General features: G+C 35.1%; 12 protein-coding genes. 8 read left to right on the top strand and 4 right to left on the bottom strand.

Annotation, left to right across the window (positions count from 1 at the left end; genetic code table 11):
• Positions 1 to 17: 17 nt before the first annotated feature.
• The gene (locus tag ACECE_RS0206345) at positions 18 to 1,085 is read right to left on the bottom strand and encodes an AI-2E family transporter (protein ID WP_010245633.1); all 1,068 of its coding nucleotides are present in this window, start codon (positions 1,083 to 1,085) and stop codon (positions 18 to 20) included.
• Between the two features lie 215 nt (positions 1,086 to 1,300).
• On the bottom strand, positions 1,301 to 2,635 hold the full coding sequence (locus ACECE_RS0206340) for a hypothetical protein (RefSeq protein WP_010245630.1): 1,335 nt from the start codon (positions 2,633 to 2,635) through the stop codon (positions 1,301 to 1,303).
• 269 nt (positions 2,636 to 2,904) lie between these two features.
• On the opposite strand from ACECE_RS0206340, the gene ACECE_RS29120 reads away from it, so the two are divergent.
• Together ACECE_RS29120 and ACECE_RS0206325 are read left to right on the top strand one after the other, a co-directional pair.
• Positions 2,905 to 7,410 carry an S-layer homology domain-containing protein gene (locus ACECE_RS29120; protein WP_010245627.1) on the top strand — a complete coding sequence of 1,502 codons (4,506 nt, stop codon included), beginning with the start codon at positions 2,905 to 2,907 and terminating at the stop codon, positions 7,408 to 7,410.
• Between the two features lie 582 nt (positions 7,411 to 7,992).
• Complete coding sequence (locus tag ACECE_RS0206325; RefSeq protein ID WP_010245624.1) at positions 7,993 to 10,434, top strand: C39 family peptidase; 2,442 nt, start codon at positions 7,993 to 7,995, stop codon at positions 10,432 to 10,434.
• 512 nt (positions 10,435 to 10,946) lie between these two features.
• Here ACECE_RS0206325 and ACECE_RS29115 read toward each other — a convergent pair.
• On the bottom strand, positions 10,947 to 13,907 hold the full coding sequence (locus ACECE_RS29115; RefSeq protein WP_010245621.1) for a stalk domain-containing protein: 2,961 nt from the start codon (positions 13,905 to 13,907) through the stop codon (positions 10,947 to 10,949).
• Between the two features lie 245 nt (positions 13,908 to 14,152).
• Entirely contained in the window at positions 14,153 to 14,419 is a 267-nt protein-coding gene (locus tag ACECE_RS0206315) for a 2Fe-2S iron-sulfur cluster-binding protein (RefSeq protein WP_010245619.1), read from the bottom strand.
• Between the two features lie 201 nt (positions 14,420 to 14,620).
• Between ACECE_RS0206315 and ACECE_RS0206310 the strand changes: the two genes are divergently transcribed.
• The 6 genes from ACECE_RS0206310 to ACECE_RS0206285 all read left to right on the top strand — a co-directional run bounded on the left by ACECE_RS0206310 (position 14,621) and on the right by ACECE_RS0206285 (position 23,832).
• Entirely contained in the window at positions 14,621 to 15,220 is a 600-nt protein-coding gene (locus ACECE_RS0206310) for a nitroreductase family protein (RefSeq protein ID WP_010245617.1), read from the top strand.
• A 502-nt stretch (positions 15,221 to 15,722) separates the two neighbouring features.
• Positions 15,723 to 17,195, top strand: a complete 1,473-nt coding sequence (locus ACECE_RS0206305; RefSeq protein ID WP_010245614.1) for a TROVE domain-containing protein — start codon at positions 15,723 to 15,725, stop codon at positions 17,193 to 17,195.
• Between the two features lie 325 nt (positions 17,196 to 17,520).
• Positions 17,521 to 18,765 (top strand): T4 RnlA family RNA ligase, encoded by a 1,245-nt coding sequence (locus tag ACECE_RS0206300; RefSeq protein WP_010245611.1) that lies wholly within the window; start codon positions 17,521 to 17,523, stop codon positions 18,763 to 18,765.
• Entirely contained in the window at positions 18,766 to 19,659 is an 894-nt protein-coding gene (locus tag ACECE_RS0206295; RefSeq protein ID WP_010245608.1) for an AAA family ATPase, read from the top strand.
• A gap of 172 nt (positions 19,660 to 19,831) precedes the next feature.
• Positions 19,832 to 21,229: a 3' terminal RNA ribose 2'-O-methyltransferase Hen1 gene (locus ACECE_RS0206290; RefSeq protein ID WP_010245605.1), complete on the top strand. Its 1,398-nt coding sequence runs from the start codon at positions 19,832 to 19,834 to the stop codon at positions 21,227 to 21,229.
• Positions 21,226 to 23,832, top strand: a complete 2,607-nt coding sequence (locus tag ACECE_RS0206285) for a polynucleotide kinase-phosphatase (RefSeq protein ID WP_010245602.1) — start codon at positions 21,226 to 21,228, stop codon at positions 23,830 to 23,832. The genes ACECE_RS0206290 and ACECE_RS0206285 overlap by 4 nt, the downstream gene beginning before the upstream one ends.
• The last annotated feature ends 12 nt before the right edge of the window (positions 23,833 to 23,844 follow it).

The raw sequence follows: 23,844 nt of genomic DNA, 5'->3' as shown, positions 1-23,844 counted from the left end.
TAGGTGAGGTCAAATTCTTATAATTTCTTGGTTCGTTTGAATATTCTTTTTTTAGTAACAGGGTCATTGCTTTTAACTTCAACCAGATCCAATATAAACATGAACACCGGAATACCAATAATAAGTCCCCAAACCTTGAAAAAATGCTCTCCAATAAGAAGGATGATAAATGTATAAAACACAGGTAACTCTGTTTTTGATGACATAAGCTTAGGATTCAGAACGTAAGCTTCGAGTGCATGAAGTACAGCTATCATACCCCAAACAAAAAGGACAGTCTTAACACCTCCGGTATTGAAAGCTATAAGGCTTAGCGGAACAAGTGAAATTATGACTCCAGCGACAGGTATAAGCCCTAATACAAAAATCATTATTCCAAGTCCAATAACCTTATCAAATCCCAATATTGAAAGCACTATTGTTGATAGAATACTGTTAATAAGTGCAATAAGAAATTGTGCTTCTATTACTTTACCAAATGAGTTAATAAACTTTTTGCCAAAATACTCGATTTCATTATAAAAAACAGATATTGAGCTGGTCTTGAATTTAAGTGTAAAGCGTGCAATTCTAGTTCTCTCTAGTAGGAAGAACAAACTGAGTATTATCGCAATAAACATATCAAAACTTAACTTACCTATACTGCTTGCAGACTTGGCTAATATATCCAACCCTTTTCCAACATACTTTGATATATCGAGGTTGTCGATATTAAACTTTTTTAAGGCACTTAGCAAATACTTCTCAATAGCTGCTTCGTTTTGCGTATAATAGCTAATAACCTGGTCTATTACATCTTTGCTTTCTTGTATTACTAGAGGTAGAAAGTTATAAATTCCTAAAATAGCAAGAAAAACAAAGATCATATAAAGACAGATAGTTACAACCCTATTACCGACTTTAACAAATTTAGAAATTTTAGAACTTATAAAGCTCTGAATTCTATACATTAAATATGCCATAATAAATGTCAGCAAAAACAGGTTCATCATATCTCTCATTAGATAAAGCAGAAAGAACAGAATTGCAAGAATCATAATTCTTATTGTAGATTTCTTTTTCAAAAAGTTAATAAGTTGGTCCACTAAAGTTTACACCTCCGTTTAGTAGGAATTATATAAGAATATTTCAATTTAAGCAATATTACAAGCATATTGTTAATATAAATTTAAACTATAGGGGACTAAAGGAATAAGTTGTGTATGCAATGGTATGACCTATAGGTGAGACCAGTATTATATGATAAACCCTCTACTTTGATATAAGTAAAGGGTTTGTTTAAGACTAAATCAACTGGGGCTTATTGCTCACGAGATTTTATTAACTTAAACTTTTGAGGAGAACTTTCGCTATTCTTAGAATGAGCGGCTTCAATTTCGATACGGTCCGGAAAATTCTTAACAATAAGTTTTTCTCCTGTTGCAAAGTTTATTGGTATATCCTGATAGTTGTTTTTATCCATACCATAAAAGTATACGGAAAGTGCATTCTTGTTTTTGAAAATATTTCCGATTAAACCGGAATACATATTGACGTTTATCGAGTATAATACCTCTCCTATAGCATTATATGGGCGCATAAAAAAGTTATAGTTGCTTGTATCTATAGGTTCTTCATAGGTTAATGAATTATCACAAGGGTTTTTAAGAGTCTGAATCATAAAATAATAAAGCCCATCCAGTTTTCTTTGCTCCAAATTAATATCATATAAAGGCCAGGCATCTTTTGCTTTATCAGATGATATTTTAGAAATAGTGTACTCATTTGTGAAAGCACTCTCAAATGATTTGTCCAAATTATTAAAAATATCATCTTTTAAATTTGCAACTTCCGTTAAATCATAGTTTATAAAGAAATCCTGATTATCAAAAAAGTATTCCCCAAGTAGTTTTACAATAGCAACATGGCATAGCGAATCTACCAACTTGGTATTTTTCAGAGATAATACTTCTTTTGCTTCATGCCAGGAGTTAATGTATTTATCTACGGCCTCTTGGTTTTTACTTTCAAATCTAAGCTTATTAATTTCCAGAAGTTCAATCTTAAATAGGGTTACCATAGCTGAAAGGATTATTTCATTATCGGCTGACTCTTGTGCAGACGAAGTCAATTCCTCTTCTGAAAAATTATTAGGTATTGCGATAGAATTTGAATTAATATATTGAAATATCTTTATCCTATCATCCTTTGTTTTACTAAGTATTGCGGTTATTTTTTCGTTTTTTAGATCAGTAGTATCAAAGTTGCTAATCAAAGTTTTTTCATCGGTATCAATTTTTTGAACCAATCCATCTAACAATGTATGTAGTTGCTTACCTGAATCGATTTCCTGCACACTCGCAGAGACAGGCGTAAGTTTTGCTTGGAAATCCTTTTCTGCAGGATGAATTAGGCATATGGTGATAAAAAATAAAAATGCAAGATAGGGAATAGCGGTAAAAAGTGCAAGGAATATCTTTGTAACTGTATTTTTAAAAAAACTTACTTTTTTATAAAAGATAGCTGAAAGCAAAAATATCAGCGGAAAGATGAATAACCAATAGGGCTTTTGATCAGCAAAACTTGCTGAAGCTATAAATGCTTTTGTGCACATAAATGAACTGATTGCAAAGGCTATAAATAAATTAATTCTCATATTTTACCTCATAATGAATATTTTTATCATTTATTATAGCATTTGCATATGTATAGCACAAGTTAAGAAATTACTGCGAATTCAAGGAAAAGGTTAGTAAGCAAAAATCTTTGATGGGGATGGAATTTCTATGACAAATGTCATATATAAAATGCTAAAGTCATTACAAAATGCTGTGGTAAGCCGTGATATAATTGATAAAAATACATTTCAAATTACGGACGAATGAGTTTTTATATTGAAATCTAAAATGTTTTGGGGGGAAGTTTATGTTTAGAAGAAAATTATCACTGTTTTTAGTTCTGGTATTACTGTTTCAGTTGGCCAATATAAGTCCAACATTGGCTAGTGATAAGCTTAAAGGTACAATTCAGGTTGATGTTGATGATGCCTGCGAGGTCTATTTTAATGGTCAATTGATTGGTGTAAAAAATGATGACAAGTATTGGTATACATCTCAGACCTTTTCTTTTGAGTATGATCCTGATGAAAAGAACGTAATCGCTGTTAAAGGATGGGATGTCATGGGGGGGTATAATGCCTTTGCAGCTGACATTTTGTACGATGGCAAGCACATTCTGACGAACACAAACTGGAAAGCTACTAACATTCAGGAAGATGGCTGGGAAAAAATTAATTATGACGATTCAAAATGGAACAATGCAACACTTATGACTACCTATCGTTATCACGACGCAGGAATTTCACCTCCAATGGTAAACAGACCTCCTTTTATATGGGGGCCTTATCAACTCAAAACTACATATTTCAGATGTGAATTAGGCAAAGGGACTGGTATCAAGGGTAAGTTGTCATATGAATATACCGTCCCGGATAAGGGGTTAACAACAGGGGGTAAGTATAATTGTCCACTGGAAGATACAAAGGTGGTATTATATGAGAAATATGACATGTTCCAGAAGAAAATAGATGAAGTCACAACCGATAAAGAAGGGAAATTCGAGTACAAGGGATTTATACCTTCAAGAAAGAATTCGGAGGTTTATTTCAAAGTTGAGGCCGAAGATGACAATTGTAAAGTAATGGAATCAGAAACATCCCTTAAAAAAGTAACATTCATATCCAAATCCAAATCTACAAAAGACATGGATGGACAGGTAATGGACTTTGGAAATGTTCAGGTCACACCTGGAGAAGCTTTTAATATATTTAAGGTTATTGATAAGGGCGCCAAATTCTGGTCAGATCAAACAGGAAGAAAACCTTCAAAGAAGCAGGTTTTTATGAACTCCAGTAGCACATTTGCCAGAGGTAGTGAAAGAATATATTTAACACCTGTTAATTATGTGCAAAATTGCACAATTCTTCACGAGTATGGACATTGTATCATGGCGCAATTCACTACTTTTCCAGCATATCCAAAAGATAATTCCCATATATATTCCTTAAACTGCGGGAATAGCGGTATGGCCTATGCTGAAGGCTGGGCAACATTTTTCGCGCAGAGTGTTTTAAATACACCTGTTGTAAACAGATCATGGGGAATGTATAACCTTGAAGACTTGTCTAATGCTCAGAACGATATCATTAACAGGTCCGAACTCAATGAAGTGTCGAATGCGTCAGTTATGTGGGATCTTTTAGATGCAAACAATGAAAATTATTCATCTGTTGATGCTGCTGGGAAAAAATTAAGCGATACTATTATTGACGGTTTTGCAAATAACAGGAATGTTTTTGAATCCAACAGCAGTATTTCTGCAAATCTTTTTTCATTCTACAATCTATATAATAAACTCAACTCCAGACCATATGAGATATGGCAAATTTTCGCCGAATACGGCATGGGTAATTTTGATTATAAAGGTCCTTCAATTAATTCGGTAATGGTTATAAACCCTGATCCAAAAGCTAATGAAATAGAAGCACTTGTTACAGATGATGTGAAAGTTGCTGCAGTAACCTTCAAAATAAGCCAGAGAGGTTATGAAAAAGTGCTGGCAGTTGATGATACTGCCCCATTTACATGTACTATTCGTGCAAGTGACTTTAAAACGGGCTCACATATACTTACAATCGAAGCCAAAGATGCCCAGGGAAATGCTCGATCAAAAAGTGCAAAAATTTACCAGAATAGTCTATCCGCCAAATATTCGGCAAAGCCTGATATAACTGTTTCTTCATCGAATGCTTATTCAGATGAGCCCCTAGATTTAAGTGTAGGAAATTCTACGGATGAAAGCATAAAATATATGGCGGAAAATCCCATTGATGAAAACCCGGAAAAACCTGTTGAAGTAGCTGATGAGGATATTGATGACCTCAGCCAGACAATTTTTGCTTTCAATATTGATAATGGAACCGGTGACATCGTGCTTGAGGATACAAGTATTGATTATGTTAAAGCCAAAGTCATTGAGAATGGCTATGACTGTGTAAAGACTTCAGACGTTACAATGGACTCTGTTAATAAGAGCACAAAAATGGAATTCAATGTTCAGGATGGCTGTGAGTATAATATTATGGTTGACAGTTCATCCGGTATATTTGATCTGGAGCTCTATCAACCTGACGGAACCCTATATAAAAAGTATCACAACCCTTCACCTCCATATGGCTTGAAGCTGAAAGATTTCGCTCCCGGTACCTGGAGTTTTAGTCTGGTACCTTCAAATGTTCCTCTTGGAAAAGCAGATACTGCAATCGGAATTGGTGAGCGCCCGTCAAAAGTAGTTTTATCGCAAATCGCTGATTGCAGTACTACTTCTTCACAGACGATACAAGGATCCGCTATTGGTGCAAACAAAGTGACAATGGAGGTTACATTGCCTGACGGCTCTAAAACATCCTATTCCGAGCCTGTAAAAGACGGATACTTTATATTTGAAAACATCAATTTTCCTGTGGGCAAAAGTACTGCAATATTTAAGGCAATTAACAAAAACAATTTTTCAGGTAATACTGAAGAGAGAACCATAGTTATTGATTCCACTCCTCCTGTTCTTGATGTAACATCTGATTTTGTAAAACCTGTACTGGATGTAGAAGACAAAGATACTGTTGTTTATGATAATAAGGTGAATATAAGTGGCAAAATTTCCGAAATATGTAATATTTCTATTAACAATAAGCAAGTAGAAGTATATAATGATGAGGATGGTGGCTATTTCTTCTCTTATCAAGTTTACCTTGATAACGGCAAAAACGATGTAACCATTAAGGCAACTGATATGGCAGGCAACACTTCAACCAAAGACATGACCTATACAAAAGAGGGAACTAATATTTACGAAGAAGATGAGCCGGTTATTACTCAATTGATTGATATCGGAGGTAACAAATTCAAGGCTGAAGTAATTGATAAGAGCCTATATAGAGTCGAAGCATTCTCAGATGGAAAACCCCTTACTGATCTCGGCGACTATACGTTCTCTTTTAGCGAATGTGAAGATGAGAATCCTTCGATTACAATTCGTGCAACTGATTTGTGGGGTAATGTTGGATATTTCAACATCTATGTTCCCAAAAACAGATATAACATCATAGCTCAAGCCCAAAAGGCTTTTGACTCAGATGATCCTCACAAAATAGAAGCATACGTATATGTTGAAAATCAAAGTATACTTGCTATTAATCCTGGGATTTTAAAGCTAAGATATTATTATACCGTTGATGGAGACAGCCAACAAACGATTGAAAAATTAGGTTCAGATACGAATGTTTATTCTATAGTTAAAATGGAGAATCCTTGCGATAATGCAGACTATTATGTCGAGATTGAAATAAGAAATAACGAAGCTCCTTTTTATCCAGGGGGTTTTTATGGCGGTTTTATAAACATGACAAAAGAAGGTGACTCCATTTATGATGAATCAAATGATTATTCATACAATCCTAATCCTAACCCAGGAAGTTATTATAATAAAGTTGCTGTATATTATGGTGATGTACTTATTGGCGGAACAACTCCAGGTACAATCGCAACAACTCCAACAAGCGGCTCAGACACTCCCGCAACAACTACTACACCATCACCAAGCGATTCCGTTGCTACATCTGCTACCAGCACTATATTAGCTAGCGCTACGGTAACACCAACACCAACAACGACAGAAACAGCAACACCAACACCTGTGCGAAGTGCAGCTGTCATAACTGACAATAAAACTACTCCAACTCCAACAAAGACATCAACCCCAAATAATGCTACACAAGCAACAAGCACTCCAACACCATTGATAACAATTGAAGTGAGTGACAACCCAATACCTGCATCAAAACCTTTAGTTGATATTAAAGGACATTGGGCTGAGACGTATATCATGTCAATGTATGAAAAAGGAATCATGTCAGGATATAATGATTCAACATTCAAACCGGACAATAAAATTACAAGAGCAGAAGTTATTGTTGTATTAATGAAACTATTTGGGTTTAAAGAAGCAGAAAATATAAATTTAAAATTTAAAGATACAGAAGAAATACCGGAGTGGGCAAAGGGGTATGTTCAAACAGCTTTTGATAAAGGCTTTATCAAAGGCTATAATGATAACACCTTCAAAGCGAATAATTTTATATCCAGACAGGAAATTGCAATAATGGTTGTAAAAGCACTGGGCGTTTCGGTCAACAGCCAGAAGACGAAATTTAAAGATGATGGCAAAATTCCTGACTGGTCTAAGGATTATGTCGCAAAAGCTGTTGAATTGGGTATTATAACTGGTTACAATGACAATACATTTAAGGCAAGCGGAAACGTAAGTCGAGCTGAAATTGCAGCAATAGCATTCAAAGTTTTAAAATACAGGAATTAATAATTAGAAGTCTAATAGGAGGCGGCTGATTAGTTTGATGATGTAACAAATTTGTGTATAAATGAATAATTATGCTATTCCTAAATATTTTAGTTTTATATAATTGACCTGTTTCGGCAGGTCTTTTTTACCTCAATGGGGCAAGGTGCATGTATCTTTGTACCATGGCGTAAAGCCACTTCATTTTATACATGAAAAATCATTTTAGGGTATTGAATATGGATAATATTTCTGTTATTATTTGCATTATGTTAATAGTGGTAGCTTTTAGCATTTTATCAAAAAGATACGGAAACTATATCGGGATTTTATCTGATTCATAGATTTTTAATCCGTAACTAATACAAAGTAATGGTTTGGATTCAATATTAGTACTTTACTAGAATGAATATATTAACATTGGGTACTAATCTACACAAATACTTAATAAAACACCCTAATTCGCACGAAAGGAGGATAAATTTAAAACTATTTTTAGGGTTCTATTTGCGTTACAAAAAGTTATCAATTTATACATTACAAAAGTACTTAATGTAATCTATTTAATATAACATAAATAATAAAAAATAGGAGGGTGATAAAATGTTATTTAATACAAAAATAGGAAAAATGGTTTTTGCAGCTTTTATAATTTCTATCATGATTATAGGTTTTGGAAGTATATCTTCTTACGCTGTAACAATAACTGATAAGGAACCGAATAACACATTGAATGATGCAAATTATATTCCTTATAATTATCTAGATCAATGGGTTACTGGTAATATTTCGACAACTACGGATGAAGACTGTTTTTGCATATATCTTTTAGGTAATGCTAATACTAAATATATAATAGACTTTACTAGCAGTGTACCAAATACTAAATTAACGATATATGAAACAAATCAATCTGAGGTTCAAAATGGTACGGCAAGTGTCTATAGTTTTTATACTGATAAAAGGTATCATGGACAAATAATTCATAATTCGGGTGGGCCTTTAGGCTTTACCTATATAAAAGTTAGTAACTCTCAAAATACGGTAGGTAATTACAGTTTCAAAATTAGTGAAGCTTTGCAAGAAAGTGAAGCTCCTACTAGAAATGATACTTCGATTTATGCCAACACGATTCCCTCAGATTATTTTGGGAAAAAAATAGCAGGTGTTATAGATTCTTCTTCAGATGTTGATTACTTCAAATTTACACCTAAAAATACTGGTAGTTATATAATTACTGGTGTTGGTGAGGGTTGTTTTCATGGCGAATTAGGCGAATTAATAGATACTAATTTTGTAAAGCTTGACTATAATGATTATAACAGCAATCAAACTGGCGCATCATTCGAATTAATTGGAGATCTTAAAGCAAATCAAACTTATTATATCAAGATGAGCGATAAAGAAGATTTGACAGGCAATTATTATCTAGAAATAAATCCGAGCGTCCTTGTGTATGATGAGTGGGAAAATAATGATTCTTTTAATACGGCGAATACTTTGCCGAGCTCTGACTTTGCAAAAGAAACAAAAGCATGTATTGGATCGATAGGTGATTTGGATTATTATAAGTTTATTCCTCAAGTAAGTGGTACATATGCTTTTGAGGCAAAGAGCATGTTGAACACACAAGCTTATTTATATGACAGTAATAAGAGTTTACTGATGTATAAGGATGGAGGAGGTGTTTTTCAGAACTTTAAGATAGTCTATAATTTAACAGCAGGTCAGACATATTATTTGAAAGTAGACCTTTTAAATCAATGTGTAACAGGTGATTATAACATTAAAATTACTCCTCCTGATCCTATTGGTTCTGATGGTGCCAACAATAGCTTTTCTAATGCACTTGTTGTTAGTAATAATAGTACTACTAGTGCGCAGTTGAACACATGGAACGATGTGGATTTCTATAAATTTACTGCTCCAACAAGAGGGTGTTATACGATTGAATGTGATAGTCTCATAGATACAGATGGAGAAATATATGCCGGTAATGGTGTAGATTTAATTTCGAGCGATACCGAATCAGCAGATAACTTTAGAATAGAATTAGATTGTACTGAAGACAATCAGATTTTTTATATAAAAGTTAATTCTTTTAGTGAATCAATAGGAAGTTACAAGCTGAAAATCACAAAAGGCAGAATATTACAAGTTCCTTTATATACACAGCAGCCCTATAGTGTTTTATGCGGTGCAGCTAGCACGGCAATGATTTTGTCTCATTATTTAGGAGATTCAAAAAATCGTACAAGAGAATTAGCTGTAAGCAGATACGAAAACAAAGGCGAGTATCCATGTATATTCAATCAAGTATATGCAAATGGTAATCAAATGCTTTCTGCTATCAAGAAATATACTGGAAATGAAGAGTTTCTTTATGGAACTCCTAGTATATTAGAGATTGGTTTAGATAATCTTAAAGACTTGTTTAGACGAAGTATTAATTCTTCAAATCCGATTTTAACAAAAATCTCATGGAAAAGGACTGGTGGTGAACACTTTCATGTTGTAAAAGGATACATAGAAAACGATAATGGTTTTTATATTGTTTATAATGACCCATGGGATGGTAAGGAATACACAAGGCTTCTTTCTGAATATGTTGCCAATGATGATTTTAGCTTAATTTATACCTGTATATATGGAAATAGTGAAAAGGCGGAATCTGTGCTTACCTTTAATGATTCCTTTGAGACGGCAACTATCATTCCACTTTTCAATGGTGAAGGTTATATATATGCTAAAGCAGAAAAAGTTGATGGTCCTGATTACTTTAAGTTTACACCTTTGACCCAAGGCACCTATACAATCGAGTCTTGTGATGATGACTTTAGATTTAATACTGGTAGAATCGTGCAGATACCGGGTTATATTTATAATCAAAATGAGGAACAAATTGGATATTCCGGTGCTATATCCAATTATTTTAGAGTTACATTAACTTTAGAGGCAAATCAGGATTACTATATTAAAGTACTGCCACAAGTCATTGTTGATAATGGAAATGAGTACTATGCAGTGAAAGTCACCAAAAATTAAACTATATATGTTGCAATAAAGAACAACATCAAGTCAATCAAAACTGGCTGTTGAAAACTATGCTTAATTAATTAGTTTTCAACAGCCAGATAAATAAATAGGGGACGGTTCCAAATTCGTTGTACAGTATTTATCATATCACATCGTTCCACATTATCACCTCATTAGTAATGCCAAGAAAAAACGATTTTCAATTGTTTCTTGAGCATTCCTTGTCTAAATGATAGCATTTTTGATTATTGTATTTCTTGACTCTACTTGCTAAATTACCGCATGATCAAAAAATCAGTTTCACTCGTGAGTGTAAGTTTATTGCTTTTTGAAATAAAATATAATTCCGGGCAGTAACAATGCCAATATAACCCCTTAAATCTTATTAAAACATCAAACACATCTGCATAGCTAACAGAATAACTTGAAGTTTCGGAGTAGGGCAAGGATTAGTTTAAATTTTTGTATTCTTGCCCTGCTCCGTCTTGTAACTAACGTTCAATTAATCCTCAAAACATTTCTTAATGTGACACTACATCAATCTTTTTTGCTGTTTCATCCCACGTAACTTTAGCTCCTAATATTTCACAAACCGTCCTAACTGGAAGCATTGTTCTGCCATTTACAATAACAGCAGGAACGTCGATATTCTTCTTTGCACTATCCACTAAAATAACATTTTCACCAATCTTCAAACTGATATTCTTGTTTTCCTTAACAATAGTAACAGTTTTTGACTTGTCGTCCCAGCTGACTTCTGCGTTTAAAGCTTCACACAATACACGGACAGGAATCAATGTTCGTCCACTCTTTACAACTGGCTTAATATCAGAATACAACTCTTTCCCATCTACATTAATTGAAATATCTGCTTCAAAAACTTCATCATTCATAGAATCATACAGTACAATGTCGTTTGTAACAATCTCAACCTTATATTCATCTGATACAATAACTTTTCCGTTATTATCCGATGCACTGATATGATAACTCAACACACCCGTTTTATCAGATCCGGGAATTGTAGCTACATAATAGCATTCAGAACTTTTATCCATTGCAATTTCTTTACCATTACTTAAAATCACCTTAACATCACTTGTGTACGCTAAATCAGTAATTTTAACAATCAGGTTAATTTCCTCATTTACGCCCACAGACTCATAATTTCTATGCTGAATTTTCGTATCCTTCCCCAAATTGCCGGAGTTCAAAGGATTGATTAGATATTCGGGATTATGGCCATCAGGGGCTGTAAATCCAAATGTCATAAGAGTGCCATCTTTTTTCAATGCCCGTACATTACAATAGCCTATATCTGACCATATTACATCGTCTAAAAGCTTATGGGGCTTCAATATTTCAGTTTCTTCGGAATCGATTCCGCATTTCCCTAAAGAGTTGTTGCCCCAAACATAAAAACTGTTGTCTTCCTGTAATGCTGTATAAACCTTATTAACCGGCTCATAGTGTGCCGCCTTAACCTTTTCCAAAAGCTTTACAGGCTCTGAAATTCTATTTTCAGGTGAATCTGATATAGTAAAATGCCATAAGCTACCGTCATTGCATATTGCAATTCCTTTTTGCAAGTTAGTTTCTGCATATTTAACATTATCCAAGACTTTCACATATGAGTTCTTGTTTGTGTTATTATCCTGCACAACACTTCCGGCTTTCACCCATAGCTCACCATTCTTTTTTATATATAGATTTTCATTGTACATAAAAATATCTTCCATATTATCGATATCCTTAAGTAAACTTTTTGCTAAAACCTCAGCGTAATTATCCTTTATATCATCAGGCATTACAAATTCGTCAATTCCCAAACCAGACCAATGCGAGTTATCCTTTTTAATTATACCCATCGGCAAAGTTACCTTGTTATCAAAGGAATCCACATTATCCATAATTAATTTTGGGGTCAATGATATTTTAGAATCTTCAGATACATTAATACGCCATACAAGCAGTTCTCCATTATTGGATATTGCATAAATATATGGATCACATGCCTTGAACTCTTTTATTTCATTTGCTAACTTGACGGGCTTTGAAAGTTGTTTGGTTGCCTCAGAAGAATAGAGATCCCTTTGTCCATTAAGGCTTATCCATAGAGAACTGTCATTTTTAATATAGCAAATTAAGTCATTGGATAAATACGTTTTACTTGCATTAATATTATCGTCAAACTGTTTATAATTCTTTTTTTCACCTTCAATGACCGTATTGTCAAGCCAAAGAGTTTCGTCGTTTTTTAACTGAAAATTAGCATTTAATTGTTTATAGTCGTTTGGAAGTTGTTGTAATATGTGATCATTTGCATCATTGACAATGTATTTCCACTTTGTTCCGTCGATTTTTTCTATTACTTCATCTTCCGTTACACTCTTAACATTATCTGAAATTTTTGTTTTCTCTATTCTGCCAATATAATACTCTAAGAGCCACAAAGAATTGTCTTCTGTTAATATCCAACCGTTATCAAATACGGTCTTAACATTTTTCGCTGCATTTTGGGGAATACTATAATTAGTCTTAGGACAAATAGCCCCAAATCCACACATGGAGCCATCATTTTTTAGGGCTATAACGCTTTGATAACCACAGCTTGCATATTTAACACTGCTCATAATTTTTTGAGGATTATCTTCACGCCCTTTTATTATATAAGGTATGTTGTCATCGTCTAATCCCCAAACCCATAAAGTGCCGTCCTCTTTAATTGCGCAGTTTGAAAGAATATCAGAATCGACATACTTCACATTTTTCAGAACAAGTTTTAAATCAAAGTTTGCACAGTCATTATATTGAATTTGCCATAAGGTTTTATCCTTTTTTATAAAATAGTCACTACTTACAAACTCAACATTATCTGAAATTTTTATTTTTTTAGCTTTCATACTACTGTATAAATCACTATTGATGCTTGGTACTGCATAAAGCACCCCATTATTATCAATTATGTTTATGTAATCGAAAGTTTCCGAAATTCCCTTTGCTCCTTTGTAAATCATTACAGGAGCGTTTGTCTTTGGATCACTACCCAAAAAGCCATTTCTGTTCCACACCCAAACAGAACCGTCCTTTTTAAGCGCTGCTAGACCCGAAACAGCTTTTACATTTTCCATGATTTTTATTGGTGCAGTATTGTCAATAACATTACTTTCAGCTACTTGTGCACTGTCATTTTCACTCCAGACCCAGAGTGATCCATCAGCTTTAATTGCTTTTAATTCAGATCCATTTCCAGCAGAATCAATATCTATAAAGCCGTATGCTAGCTTTTTATTTTGCTCAACATTAAATGGACTGTATTTCCAGATTGAACCATCTGATTTTAAGGCATAGTTTCCTTCAATTTTTAAAAAGCTGTTATCATATTTTTTTGATGAAGTATCTGCAGAGACACACTGCAAATTAGCATTACATGTAAACAATAGTGCAAAAATTAAACTTAATACAATATTAATTCTTTTCACAATTAACCCTCCTAATTCAAATATTTCCAGCTGATTTTATACTAACAGAACAGGTTGTTGAGTGCAATTACAAGAATATTAAATTTTTATATCTTAAAACGATATTTTTGATTTGTTCTATGGTGATATGAAGAACAGATGGATTATCTCATAAATCACAGCTATCAAAAGACACAAGGATAGTAAACCCTTAAATTATAAAAAAGCAATTGGGTTTATTAAAGAATTTTAGTTGCTATTCACTTTTATTTTATCAGTTCTATTTCTGTGTCATCTATAACAGTAGTTTCACAGGCAAGCCTATATCCTTGCCCAAGATTCTTTTTACCTAAAAGATCTTCTTCGCATTTAGTTGGTTCGGAGACTTTTCCGCTTATGACTTTTACGATACACTTTCCGCACTTGCCTTTTCCATTACAGGGTGATTTTATTTTTATACTCAAATCTTCTGCAATATCTAGAATGGTTTTTTCTTTCTTAACTTCAGTTTCTTTAAAAAATTTAATATTCATTGAGATTATTCTCCTTATAATATAAAATGTTTTGTTATTTATACCACAAAACGCAGGATATTATCAAAAGATTAATTGAAATAAAATTTAGTTAAAAAGTAAATATTATGGGTATAGATTAGATATAAATACGATAATGCTGGAAAAGTATTATTTACTTTTGAATTAATTTAACCCCAGCATGAAATAGGAGGAATTGCCGTGTCAAAGGATTTTTATACTGCAGTAGCAGATAGACGTACATTTTATGGAATTAGCAAGGAGACTCTTGTTTCAGATGAAAGAATAAAAGAAATAGTTGAATATACTGTAAAGCATACACCATCGGCGTTTAATTCGCAAAGTGCAAGAGTTGTTTTACTACTTAAAAAAGAACATGATAAATTGTGGGATATTACAAAAGAGGCATTAAGAAAAGTTGTTCCACCAGAACAATTTAGTCCTACTGAAGACAAAATAAATTCATTCCGTAATGGCTATGGAACAATTTTGTTCTTTGAGGACACTACAGTAATTGAATCTTTGCAAAAACAATTTGAATTATATAAAGATAATTTTCCAATCTGGTCACAGCAATCAAGTGGAATGCACCAGTTTGTAGTATGGACAGCACTTGAAATTGAAGGGTTTGGTGTATCGTTGCAGCATTACAATGAACTCATTGAAGATGAAGTGAAAAAAGAATGGAAAATACCAAACAATTGGAAGCTTATTGCACAAATGCCGTTTGGAAAACCAACAGCAAAGCCTGATGAAAAGCAATTTCAGCCATTAGAAAACCGCATTAAGGTGTTTGGATAGAAAGTAAAATTTAAATATGATAATGTGCGCAGAACACAAAAATAAGTAAAAGTTTGCAGCTAAACAAAGGTTGCAAACTTTTTGTCTGTTAACCAGGAAGTAATTCTCGTATACTGAAAATGTAGTGAGCAGTGAAGAAAAGAGTTACTTCATTTGGGTTGATTATTACTCTTTTCGATTTTCTCTCACTTAAATTTATAGGGTAGTGCAAATTAGAGATACTTCGGCATTTAACCGAGAGGTCGCCGGTTCGAGTCCGGTCATGGAATTCCCGTGTAGCTCAGATGGGAGAGCACTAAATAAACTCTAATTGATTTTCTCTCTGTAAAATGCTTGGGCAGTGCAGGTAGGAGTTACTTCGTGGGGCCGGTATGTGAAAACATGTGCAGGTGCAAGTCCTGCTCCCAAAACTTTTGGGATGGCGAAATAAGAAGACGCGCCGGATTATAGTCTCCTTCCGTTTTTCTCTCAGGCAATAATTTAATATGAAAGGAAAATAAATATGTCAAAATTTAATTTTGGAAATGCAAGAACAAATATAACTTACAATAATGAGGGTGCAATTGCCTATCATATGAGTGATAAGGAAAAACTGGTTACACAAGTTTTAACTAGCCTTTTTAATGAAAATAAGTTTTATGGCGATAACTCCAAAGATATATTAGATACTGCAAGAAGTCTAATCAAAAGTGATGCAGGATTTGTTGCAAACTTATGTGTTTTTGCAAGGAACGAAATGCACTTAAGAACAATATCACACGTATTGGTGGCAGAGCTTGCAAAGAGTGAAGAAGGTAAGGATTATGTTAGAAAAGTGTTGAATAAAATAGTTGAGCGTCCGGATGATATGACTGAGGTGCTTGCTTATTACATAAATACTTATGGCAAGCCAATTCCTAACTCCATTAAAAAGGGATTGGCAGACAGCTTAGCCAGATTTGATGAGTATCAGTTGGCAAAATACAACAGGGACAATGCAGTTAAATTGAAGGATATTCTTTGCCTGGTGCATCCAAAAGCTAAGGACGAAAAGCAGAATGACTTGTGGCAAAGGTTGTTGAAAGATAACCTTGAAACACCTGTTACATGGGAAACTGAGCTTTCAGCAAAAGGAAATAACAGAGAGACTTGGGAGAACTTAATTAATGGGAATAAGTTGGGTTACATGGCTATGATGAGAAACCTTAGAAATATCATCAAGTCGGAAGCATCCAATTTAAACAAAGTTTATGAGAACTTAGCAGACGAGAGCAGAGTATTAAAGAACAAACAGCTGCCTTTTCGCTACTACAGTGCCTATAAAGCATTGAAAAAAGAAGGTCTTGGAACATCAAAAATTTATGATGCTTTAGAAATCGCAATTAAAACATCAACAAAAAACATTAATAGATTAGCGGGCAAAACCTTAATTGCAGCTGATGTCTCAGGTTCCATGAATTCAGGCATAAGTTCAAAAAGCGAAGTGACCTGTGCAGAAATTGCAGTATTGATGCTGTCTATTGCAAATTATATATGCGAAGAAACTATTACAACTACCTTTGATAATAATTTATATCCATGTAGCTTGTCTACACAAGGCGGCATCATTGCCAATGCAAACAGTATTAGTGTAAATGGCGGCGGGACAGATATAACCTTGCCTATACGTTATTTGCTTGACAAAAAAATCTTCGTTGACAGAATTATTATGCTTTCGGATAATGAAATAAACAGAGGATATACCTACAGAATTGGATATGGTGGGCCAAAGACCTGCCAGGCCTTGGTAGAAGAATATAAGAAGAAGGTAAATCCTGATGTATGGGTGCATGCAATTGATATGCAGGGATATGGTACGCAGCAGTTTGCCGGTAAAAATGTCAACATCATTGCAGGCTGGAATGAGAAAGTGTTTGATTTTATATCTGCAACTGAGCAAGGCATTGATACCTTGATAGACAAAATCAGCGGTTACTATTTTAAAATAGCTTGTTGACAGATATAAAGATAGTGTAATACAATCTTTTTAAGTTTTAATAAATATATTGGGAATGGAGGATATACAATGTATAGAACTAACTGTTTTGAATTAAGGAAAATTGAAACATTGCGTGAGCGAATTTGTAAACCATTTATACATATACATTGGCTTAATCCTCTATTGTTTAAACGTAAGGCGTATTAAAGTTTTCATTATATAAAAGTTACGTGAAAATACAAACAAGAGTGGTTAAGTCTGAAATATGGATTTAACCACTTTTTATTATGTCCTTTCAAAGAATTGTTTTATGAACGTATGAGTATGATTATGGGGTGAAGAAATGGGAAAATTTAATTGGAATCCGGTATTTAATCTGGTTATGAAAATCAAAAATGATTATAGAGAAACTTTTGGTGATTTAGATACAGATGAATTTGAGAAGTGGCTGTCAAGACTGGGTAATGAGGAATATAATAATGTTTTTGGCCACTTAAAAGTAAAGCAATATAACGATTTTATTATTATAAGATATGGTATGGATGAAATGCATGAAAGTATGTGGACTGATTCTGAAAGTATTTTCAGAGAATGCAGAAGTGTTGTTATTGATGTTGCAAATGAGCAGCTAGTATTGGCACCTTTCAGGAAGTTTTTCAACCTTAACGAAGTTGAAGAAAACAAATTTGAAAGTGTACAAAATGAAATCAAAAATGCCAAGTCCGTTGAAATTACTGACAAGCTGGATGGATCAATGCAAAGTGCCCGATATTATAATGGCGATATTTTTCTTTCCGGAAGCATGGCTTTAGACAGAAATAGCTCATGGCGGCTTAGTGATGGATACAGCAAACTTACTCAAAACCATAAGGATATGATTGTTGAAAATCCGGAATATACCTTTATTTTCGAATATATAAGCGTGAAGGATGCCCATGTGGTTTTTTATTCGCCAGAAGATGAGGGTATGTATCTGATCGGAATGAGAAACGTTTTTACCGGAAAGCAGTTGGCGTATAAAGATGTAAAGAGTTTTGCAGAAAAATACGATGTTCCTATGACAAAGATAGAGAACAAGGATTTTGAAGATATAATTAAGGATGCAAAAAGGTTTAAATCTACCGAGAAAGAAGGCTGGGTGTTAAATATTGACGGGCATATGATTAAACTTAAGTGTGATGATTATGTTCAGCTGCATAGAGTATTAAACAGATTTTCTTCAGTAAATACGATTATAAAAAATATTGCAGACGGAACTTTTGATGACTTAATCAGTAAAGTACCTGAGAACTATTTGGGAAGAATAAACCAGGTTGCTAAGCTTATTTATGAGTATATGAAAAACACCAATAAAAATATTGAGGATTATTATATAAAAGCACCAAAGCAAGATCGAAAGGAATATATGGTCTGGGTAACGAATAATTGTCCTAAGGAAATTCAGGGTTATTTACGCCAGAAATATTTAAATAAAGAGTATCATGTCTTAAAAACCTGCTTTATGAACAGTACAAAATATAGAAAGCTTAATGAAATGGGGCTTGAAGGGACGTATTCTGCTTTGTTTGAGGATTTGGAGGAAGCATAAATGAATAAATTTATTATGATGGTGGGTTTGCCGGGAAGTGGGAAAAGCACATTGGCAAAGGAGTTGGCATTAAAAGAGAATGCGGCCTTACACTCTTCAGATGACTTAAGGGAAGAATTATTCGGCGATGCAAATAACCAAGACAACAATGAATTGGTCTTTCAGGAATTGAATAGAAGAATCAATCAAGATTTATCCGAGGGAAAAAGTGTTGTTTATGATGCCACAAATTTGAGTTATAAGAAGAGAAAGCTCACTTTGGACAGAATTAAGCAGGAGTGTTATAAAGAGTGTATTCTTGTTGCCACACCTTATGAAAAATGCTTGCATCAAAACAATTTAAGAAGCCGGAAGGTACCCGAAACTGTAATAGAGAAAATGTATAAAAGCTTTTTGGTTCCTCAATATTATGAGGGCTGGGATAATATAAAGGTTGAATTTAATACTGATGAAGATTACGATTTGGCTGAGCTGTTTAAAGAGCTGGATGTAATTTCACAGGACAATTCACACCATACATTAACTATCGGCGAGCATTGTAAGAAATGTGCAGAGTATATAGAAGAGCAGCATAATGATGAGATTCTGTTGATGGCAGCATTATTGCATGACATTGGGAAAAAGTTTACCAAAAGATTCGAGGATAGAACAGGAAATCCTACGGAAGAAGCCCATTTCTACAATCACCAGAATGTATCAGCTTATTTGAGTTTGTTTTACTTAAAACATATGCCGGTAGAAAAAATTCTTGAGATAACAAATTTAATTCAATGGCATATGCAGCCCTTTAATATTAAAACAGGAAAAGCGAAAACAAAATCTACTAATCTTTTAGGCAGGGAAGCTTATGATAATTTGTTGAGATTGCATGAGGCTGATGTGAGGGCCAAGTAATAAACGAAAATAAAAGCTAAGGCATGAACGAAAAATTACTTACGCTTTTTAGTATCTAAAGTTTAAATGTTTTATACTTGCAGACCTTAGAGCATAAGGAATAGATTTGGGAAATCATTAAATAAAGTAAAAAATGAGGTTTACAAAGTTACCAAATAAAGGGGTTGAAATTATGATACTTACAATTACTTATACCCAACCGCCGGCAACGGATTTAGGATATCTGTTATACAAAAATCCATCGAGGCCGCAAACCTTTGAACTTAATCATGGGAAAGCACATGTATTTTACTCGGAAGTATCGCCGGAAAGTTGTACTGCAGTACTTTTACTGGATATTGATCCGATTGACCTTGCGCGTGGAAAGAAAGGAACTTCGGGGGAAGGTGGTTTGTTTGACTATGTGAATGATAGGCCTTATGTTGCATCTTCATTTTTAAGTGTTGCAATGTCAAGGGTGTTTGGAACGGCAATGTCAGGTAAGTGTAAAGATAAACCGGAACTTGCAGAGAAAGCTTTACCCTTTCAGGCAAGAATAGTCATGCTGCCATGTAGGGGTGAAGAAGGGATTATCAACCGATTATTTGAACCTTTAGGCTATAAGGTTACTATTGAGGATTATATCTTAGATGATAAGTTCCCAGAATGGGGCAAAAGTAAATACTATACAGTAACGCTTGAGGGAGTAGTCAGGCTTCAGGATTTACTGAACCATATTTATGTCCTTATTCCTGTTCTTGATTTAGAAAAGCACTATTGGGTTGGAGAGGATGAAATTGAAAAATTGCTGCGCCATGGAGAAGGGTGGCTTGCAACCCACCCGGAAAAAGACAGGATAGCCTTCAGGTATTTGAGAAGAAAACGAAGCCTGGTGAACAAGGCGTTTGATCAACTGCTTGAAAAGGAAATGGCTCCGGAAGAGCAAGAGACTGTGGAGCTTCCGCAAAAGGAAGAAGAGCCTGAAAGAAAATTGAATTTAAACCAGCAGAGACTGGGAACTGTAGTTGCTGCACTAAAAAGCGCAAATGCAAAAAGAGTAATAGATATTGGATGCGGAGAAGGAAATTTGCTTTCTTTACTTCTTAAAGACAGGAGCTTTGAGCAAATTGCTGGAGTGGATGTCTCCTACAGTGTACTTGAGAGGGCCATGGATAAATTAAAAATAGACAGACTGCCCGAAATGCAAAAAAAGAGGATTAACTTGTTCCAGGGCTCATTAACTTATAGGGATAAAAGGTTTTCAGGCTACGATGCAGCGACTGTTATTGAAGTAATTGAGCATCTTGATGAAAATAGGCTAGCTGCTTTTGAAAAGGTGCTTTTTAAGTTTGCAAGGCCAAATACCGTTATTGTTTCTACCCCAAACAAGGAGTATAACACGCATTATTCCAACCTTTTTGAAGGAGATATGCGCCATAGGGATCACCGTTTTGAGTGGACGCGTAATGAGTTTAAAACATGGGCACAAAAGGTTGCAACGCAATATGGGTACACTGTGAGATTTGTTCAAATTGGTGAAGGGGATGCTGAATACGGAAGCCCTACACAGATGGGAGTGTTTACATTATGAAATTAACTGTACCAGAGTTATCTTTAATAGTTTTAATAGGCTCTTCAGGTTGTGGTAAATCAACTTTTGCCAGTAAGCACTTCAAACCGACGGAGGTAATATCGTCGGACTTCTGCAGAGCGCTTGTATCAGATGACGACAATGATCAGACTGTTACAAATACTGCCTTTGAAGTTTTGCATTATATTGCGGCTAAAAGGCTTAAGCTTGGGAAGCTTACTGTTGTTGATGCAACTAATGTACAGGAAGCCGCAAGAAAGCCTCTTGTACAACTTGCCAGAGAGTATCACTGTCTGCCTGTAGCTGTGGTATTTGACCTTCCGGAGAGGGTATGCCAGGATAGGAATAAGAACAGAACGGATAGGCAGGTAGGCGAACATGTAATCAGAAAGCATAGCCAGCAGCTCCGAAAGTCAATCAGAACACTTCAAAAGGAGGGCTTCAGGTATGTATATGTGCTCAATTCTCCAGAGGAAGTCGAGCAGGTTGTGTTTGAAAGACAGCCCTTATGGAATAACCTTAAGCATGAACATGGACCCTTTGATATTATCGGAGATGTTCATGGATGCTTTGACGAGCTGAAAAGCCTCCTTGAGAAGATAGGGTATTGTATTGAAAAGGATAATGAGCCTGTAAACGGTGGCTATAGAGTTGTACATCCTGAAGGAAGAAAAGCGGTGTTTTTGGGAGACCTGGTTGACCGTGGTCCGGGAATTGCTGATGTGTTAAAGCTTGTGATGAGCATGGTTAAATCAGGAAGCGCTCTTTGTGTACCTGGTAATCATGATATCAAACTTTTAAAGAAGCTTAAAGGGAGCAACGTTCAGATAACTCACGGTTTGGATAAAACTTTGGAACAGCTTGAAAATGAGTCTCCTGTATTTATCGAGGAAGTGAAGAACTTTATTGACGGGCTGGTCAGCCATTACGTGCTGGATGACGGAAAGCTTGTCGTTGCACATGCCGGATTAAAGGAAGAACTTCAGGGGCGTGGATCGGGTAAGGTGCGTGAATTTGCCTTATATGGCGAGACTACCGGTGAGACTGATGAATATGGCTTGCCTGTAAGATATGATTGGGCATCAGATTACCGTGGAAAAGCGATGGTTATATACGGACACACCCCACAGGCTGAAATCCTGAATACTAACAATACCATTAATATTGACACAGGCTGTGTTTTTGGCGGAAAACTTACTGCCTACAGGTATCCTGAAAGAGAGTTTTTAGATGTAAAGGCTTTAGAGACATACTACGAACCTGCCAAGCCTTTTTTACCTGAAGATGATAAGGTTGTATTTGAAGTAAGGGAAGACAGTGACATGCTAGACATAAATGATGTTTTGGGTAAGAGAATTATTGAGACTCGTCTTTATAATAACATTACAATTAAAGAGGAAAACTCTATTGCGGCTTTAGAGATAATGAGCAGGTTCGCAGCCGACCCGCATTGGCTTATATATCTGCCGCCTACTATGTCACCTTGTGAGACAAGTAAGAAAGAAGGCATGTTGGAACATCCGGCTGAGGCGTTTTCATATTTCAGTAGCCGGGGAGTAGGCAGAGTTGTATGTGAGCAAAAGCACATGGGTTCCCGTGCAGTAGTAATAGTTTGTAAGGATGAAGATGCGGCTAAAAAAAGGTTTGGAGTTGTTGATGGCTCTGCTGGAATATGTTATACACGTACAGGAAGGCATTTTTTTGATGATATGGAGCTTGAGGCCTCTTTAATTGATAGGATCAGAAATGCACTGAATAAGTCCGGGTTTTGGAATGAATTCGATACAGATTGGGTTTGCGTTGACTGTGAGTTGATGCCTTGGTCAGCTAAAGCTCAGGTGCTTTTAAAGGATCAATACTCAGCTGTTGGAATATCCGGCAGAGTTTCTCTGGATGAAGCGGAAAGACTGCTTAAACAGGCATCATGCAACAAGAATATTTCCTTCGACGTAAGTAAACAAACATCTGGGCAAAACGCAGACATAAATTCTTTGTTGCAAAGATTTTCTGAGCGTTCGGATACAATGCACAAGTATGTGGATTCATACAGGAGATACTGCTGGCCTGTGAGTTCTATAGATGGTTTAAAGCTTGCACCTTTCCACATCCTTGCAACAGAGGGAAAGGTATACTCGGATAAAAATCACTTATGGCATATGGATACTATAGCTAAATACTTTACTGGTGATGATAATTTGATTATGGCTACAAACCACATTCTCGTTGATGTTACAGACACTGTAAGCATAGATAAGGGTATTGAGTGGTGGGAGAACCTGACATCCTCGGGGGGCGAAGGTATGGTTGTGAAGCCGTATGACTTTATTGTAAAGAATAATAGAGAACTGCTGCAACCGGCTGTAAAGTGCCGTGGCAGGGAGTATCTCAGGATTATTTATGGGCCTGAGTATACAATGGATGAAAATATCCAGAGATTAAGAAGCAGATCTTTAGGGAAGAAACGCGCTTTGGCTCTAAGAGAGTTTGCACTTAGTATGGAATCACTTGAACGGTTTGTAAGACATGAACCTCTTTATAGAGTACATGAATGCGTATTTGGAGTATTAGCACTAGAAAGTGAGCCTGTTGATCCAAGGTTATAAAAGGAGCAAATA

The sequence above is a fragment of the Acetivibrio cellulolyticus CD2 genome, from assembly GCF_000179595.2.
GTDB lineage: Bacteria > Bacillota > Clostridia > Acetivibrionales > Acetivibrionaceae > Acetivibrio > Acetivibrio cellulolyticus.
The sequence above is the reverse complement of the archived record's forward strand: the minus strand, read 5'-3'. Positions and strand labels throughout refer to the sequence as shown.

Excerpts from the sequence above, each read along its gene's own strand:
- ACECE_RS29120 (WP_010245627.1), top strand. The coding sequence starts at position 2,905 with ATGTTTAGAAGAAAATTATCACTGTTTTTAGTTCTGGTATTACTGTTT.
- ACECE_RS0206305 (WP_010245614.1), top strand. The coding sequence starts at position 15,723 with ATGTCAAAATTTAATTTTGGAAATGCAAGAACAAATATAACTTACAAT.
- ACECE_RS0206300 (WP_010245611.1), top strand. The coding sequence starts at position 17,521 with ATGGGAAAATTTAATTGGAATCCGGTATTTAATCTGGTTATGAAAATC.
- ACECE_RS0206315 (WP_010245619.1), bottom strand. The coding sequence starts at position 14,419 with ATGAATATTAAATTTTTTAAAGAAACTGAAGTTAAGAAAGAAAAAACC.
- ACECE_RS0206295 (WP_010245608.1), top strand. The coding sequence starts at position 18,766 with ATGAATAAATTTATTATGATGGTGGGTTTGCCGGGAAGTGGGAAAAGC.
- ACECE_RS0206290 (WP_010245605.1), top strand. The coding sequence starts at position 19,832 with ATGATACTTACAATTACTTATACCCAACCGCCGGCAACGGATTTAGGA.
- ACECE_RS0206340 (WP_010245630.1), bottom strand. The coding sequence starts at position 2,635 with ATGAGAATTAATTTATTTATAGCCTTTGCAATCAGTTCATTTATGTGC.
- ACECE_RS0206325 (WP_010245624.1), top strand. The coding sequence starts at position 7,993 with ATGTTATTTAATACAAAAATAGGAAAAATGGTTTTTGCAGCTTTTATA.
- ACECE_RS0206285 (WP_010245602.1), top strand. The coding sequence starts at position 21,226 with ATGAAATTAACTGTACCAGAGTTATCTTTAATAGTTTTAATAGGCTCT.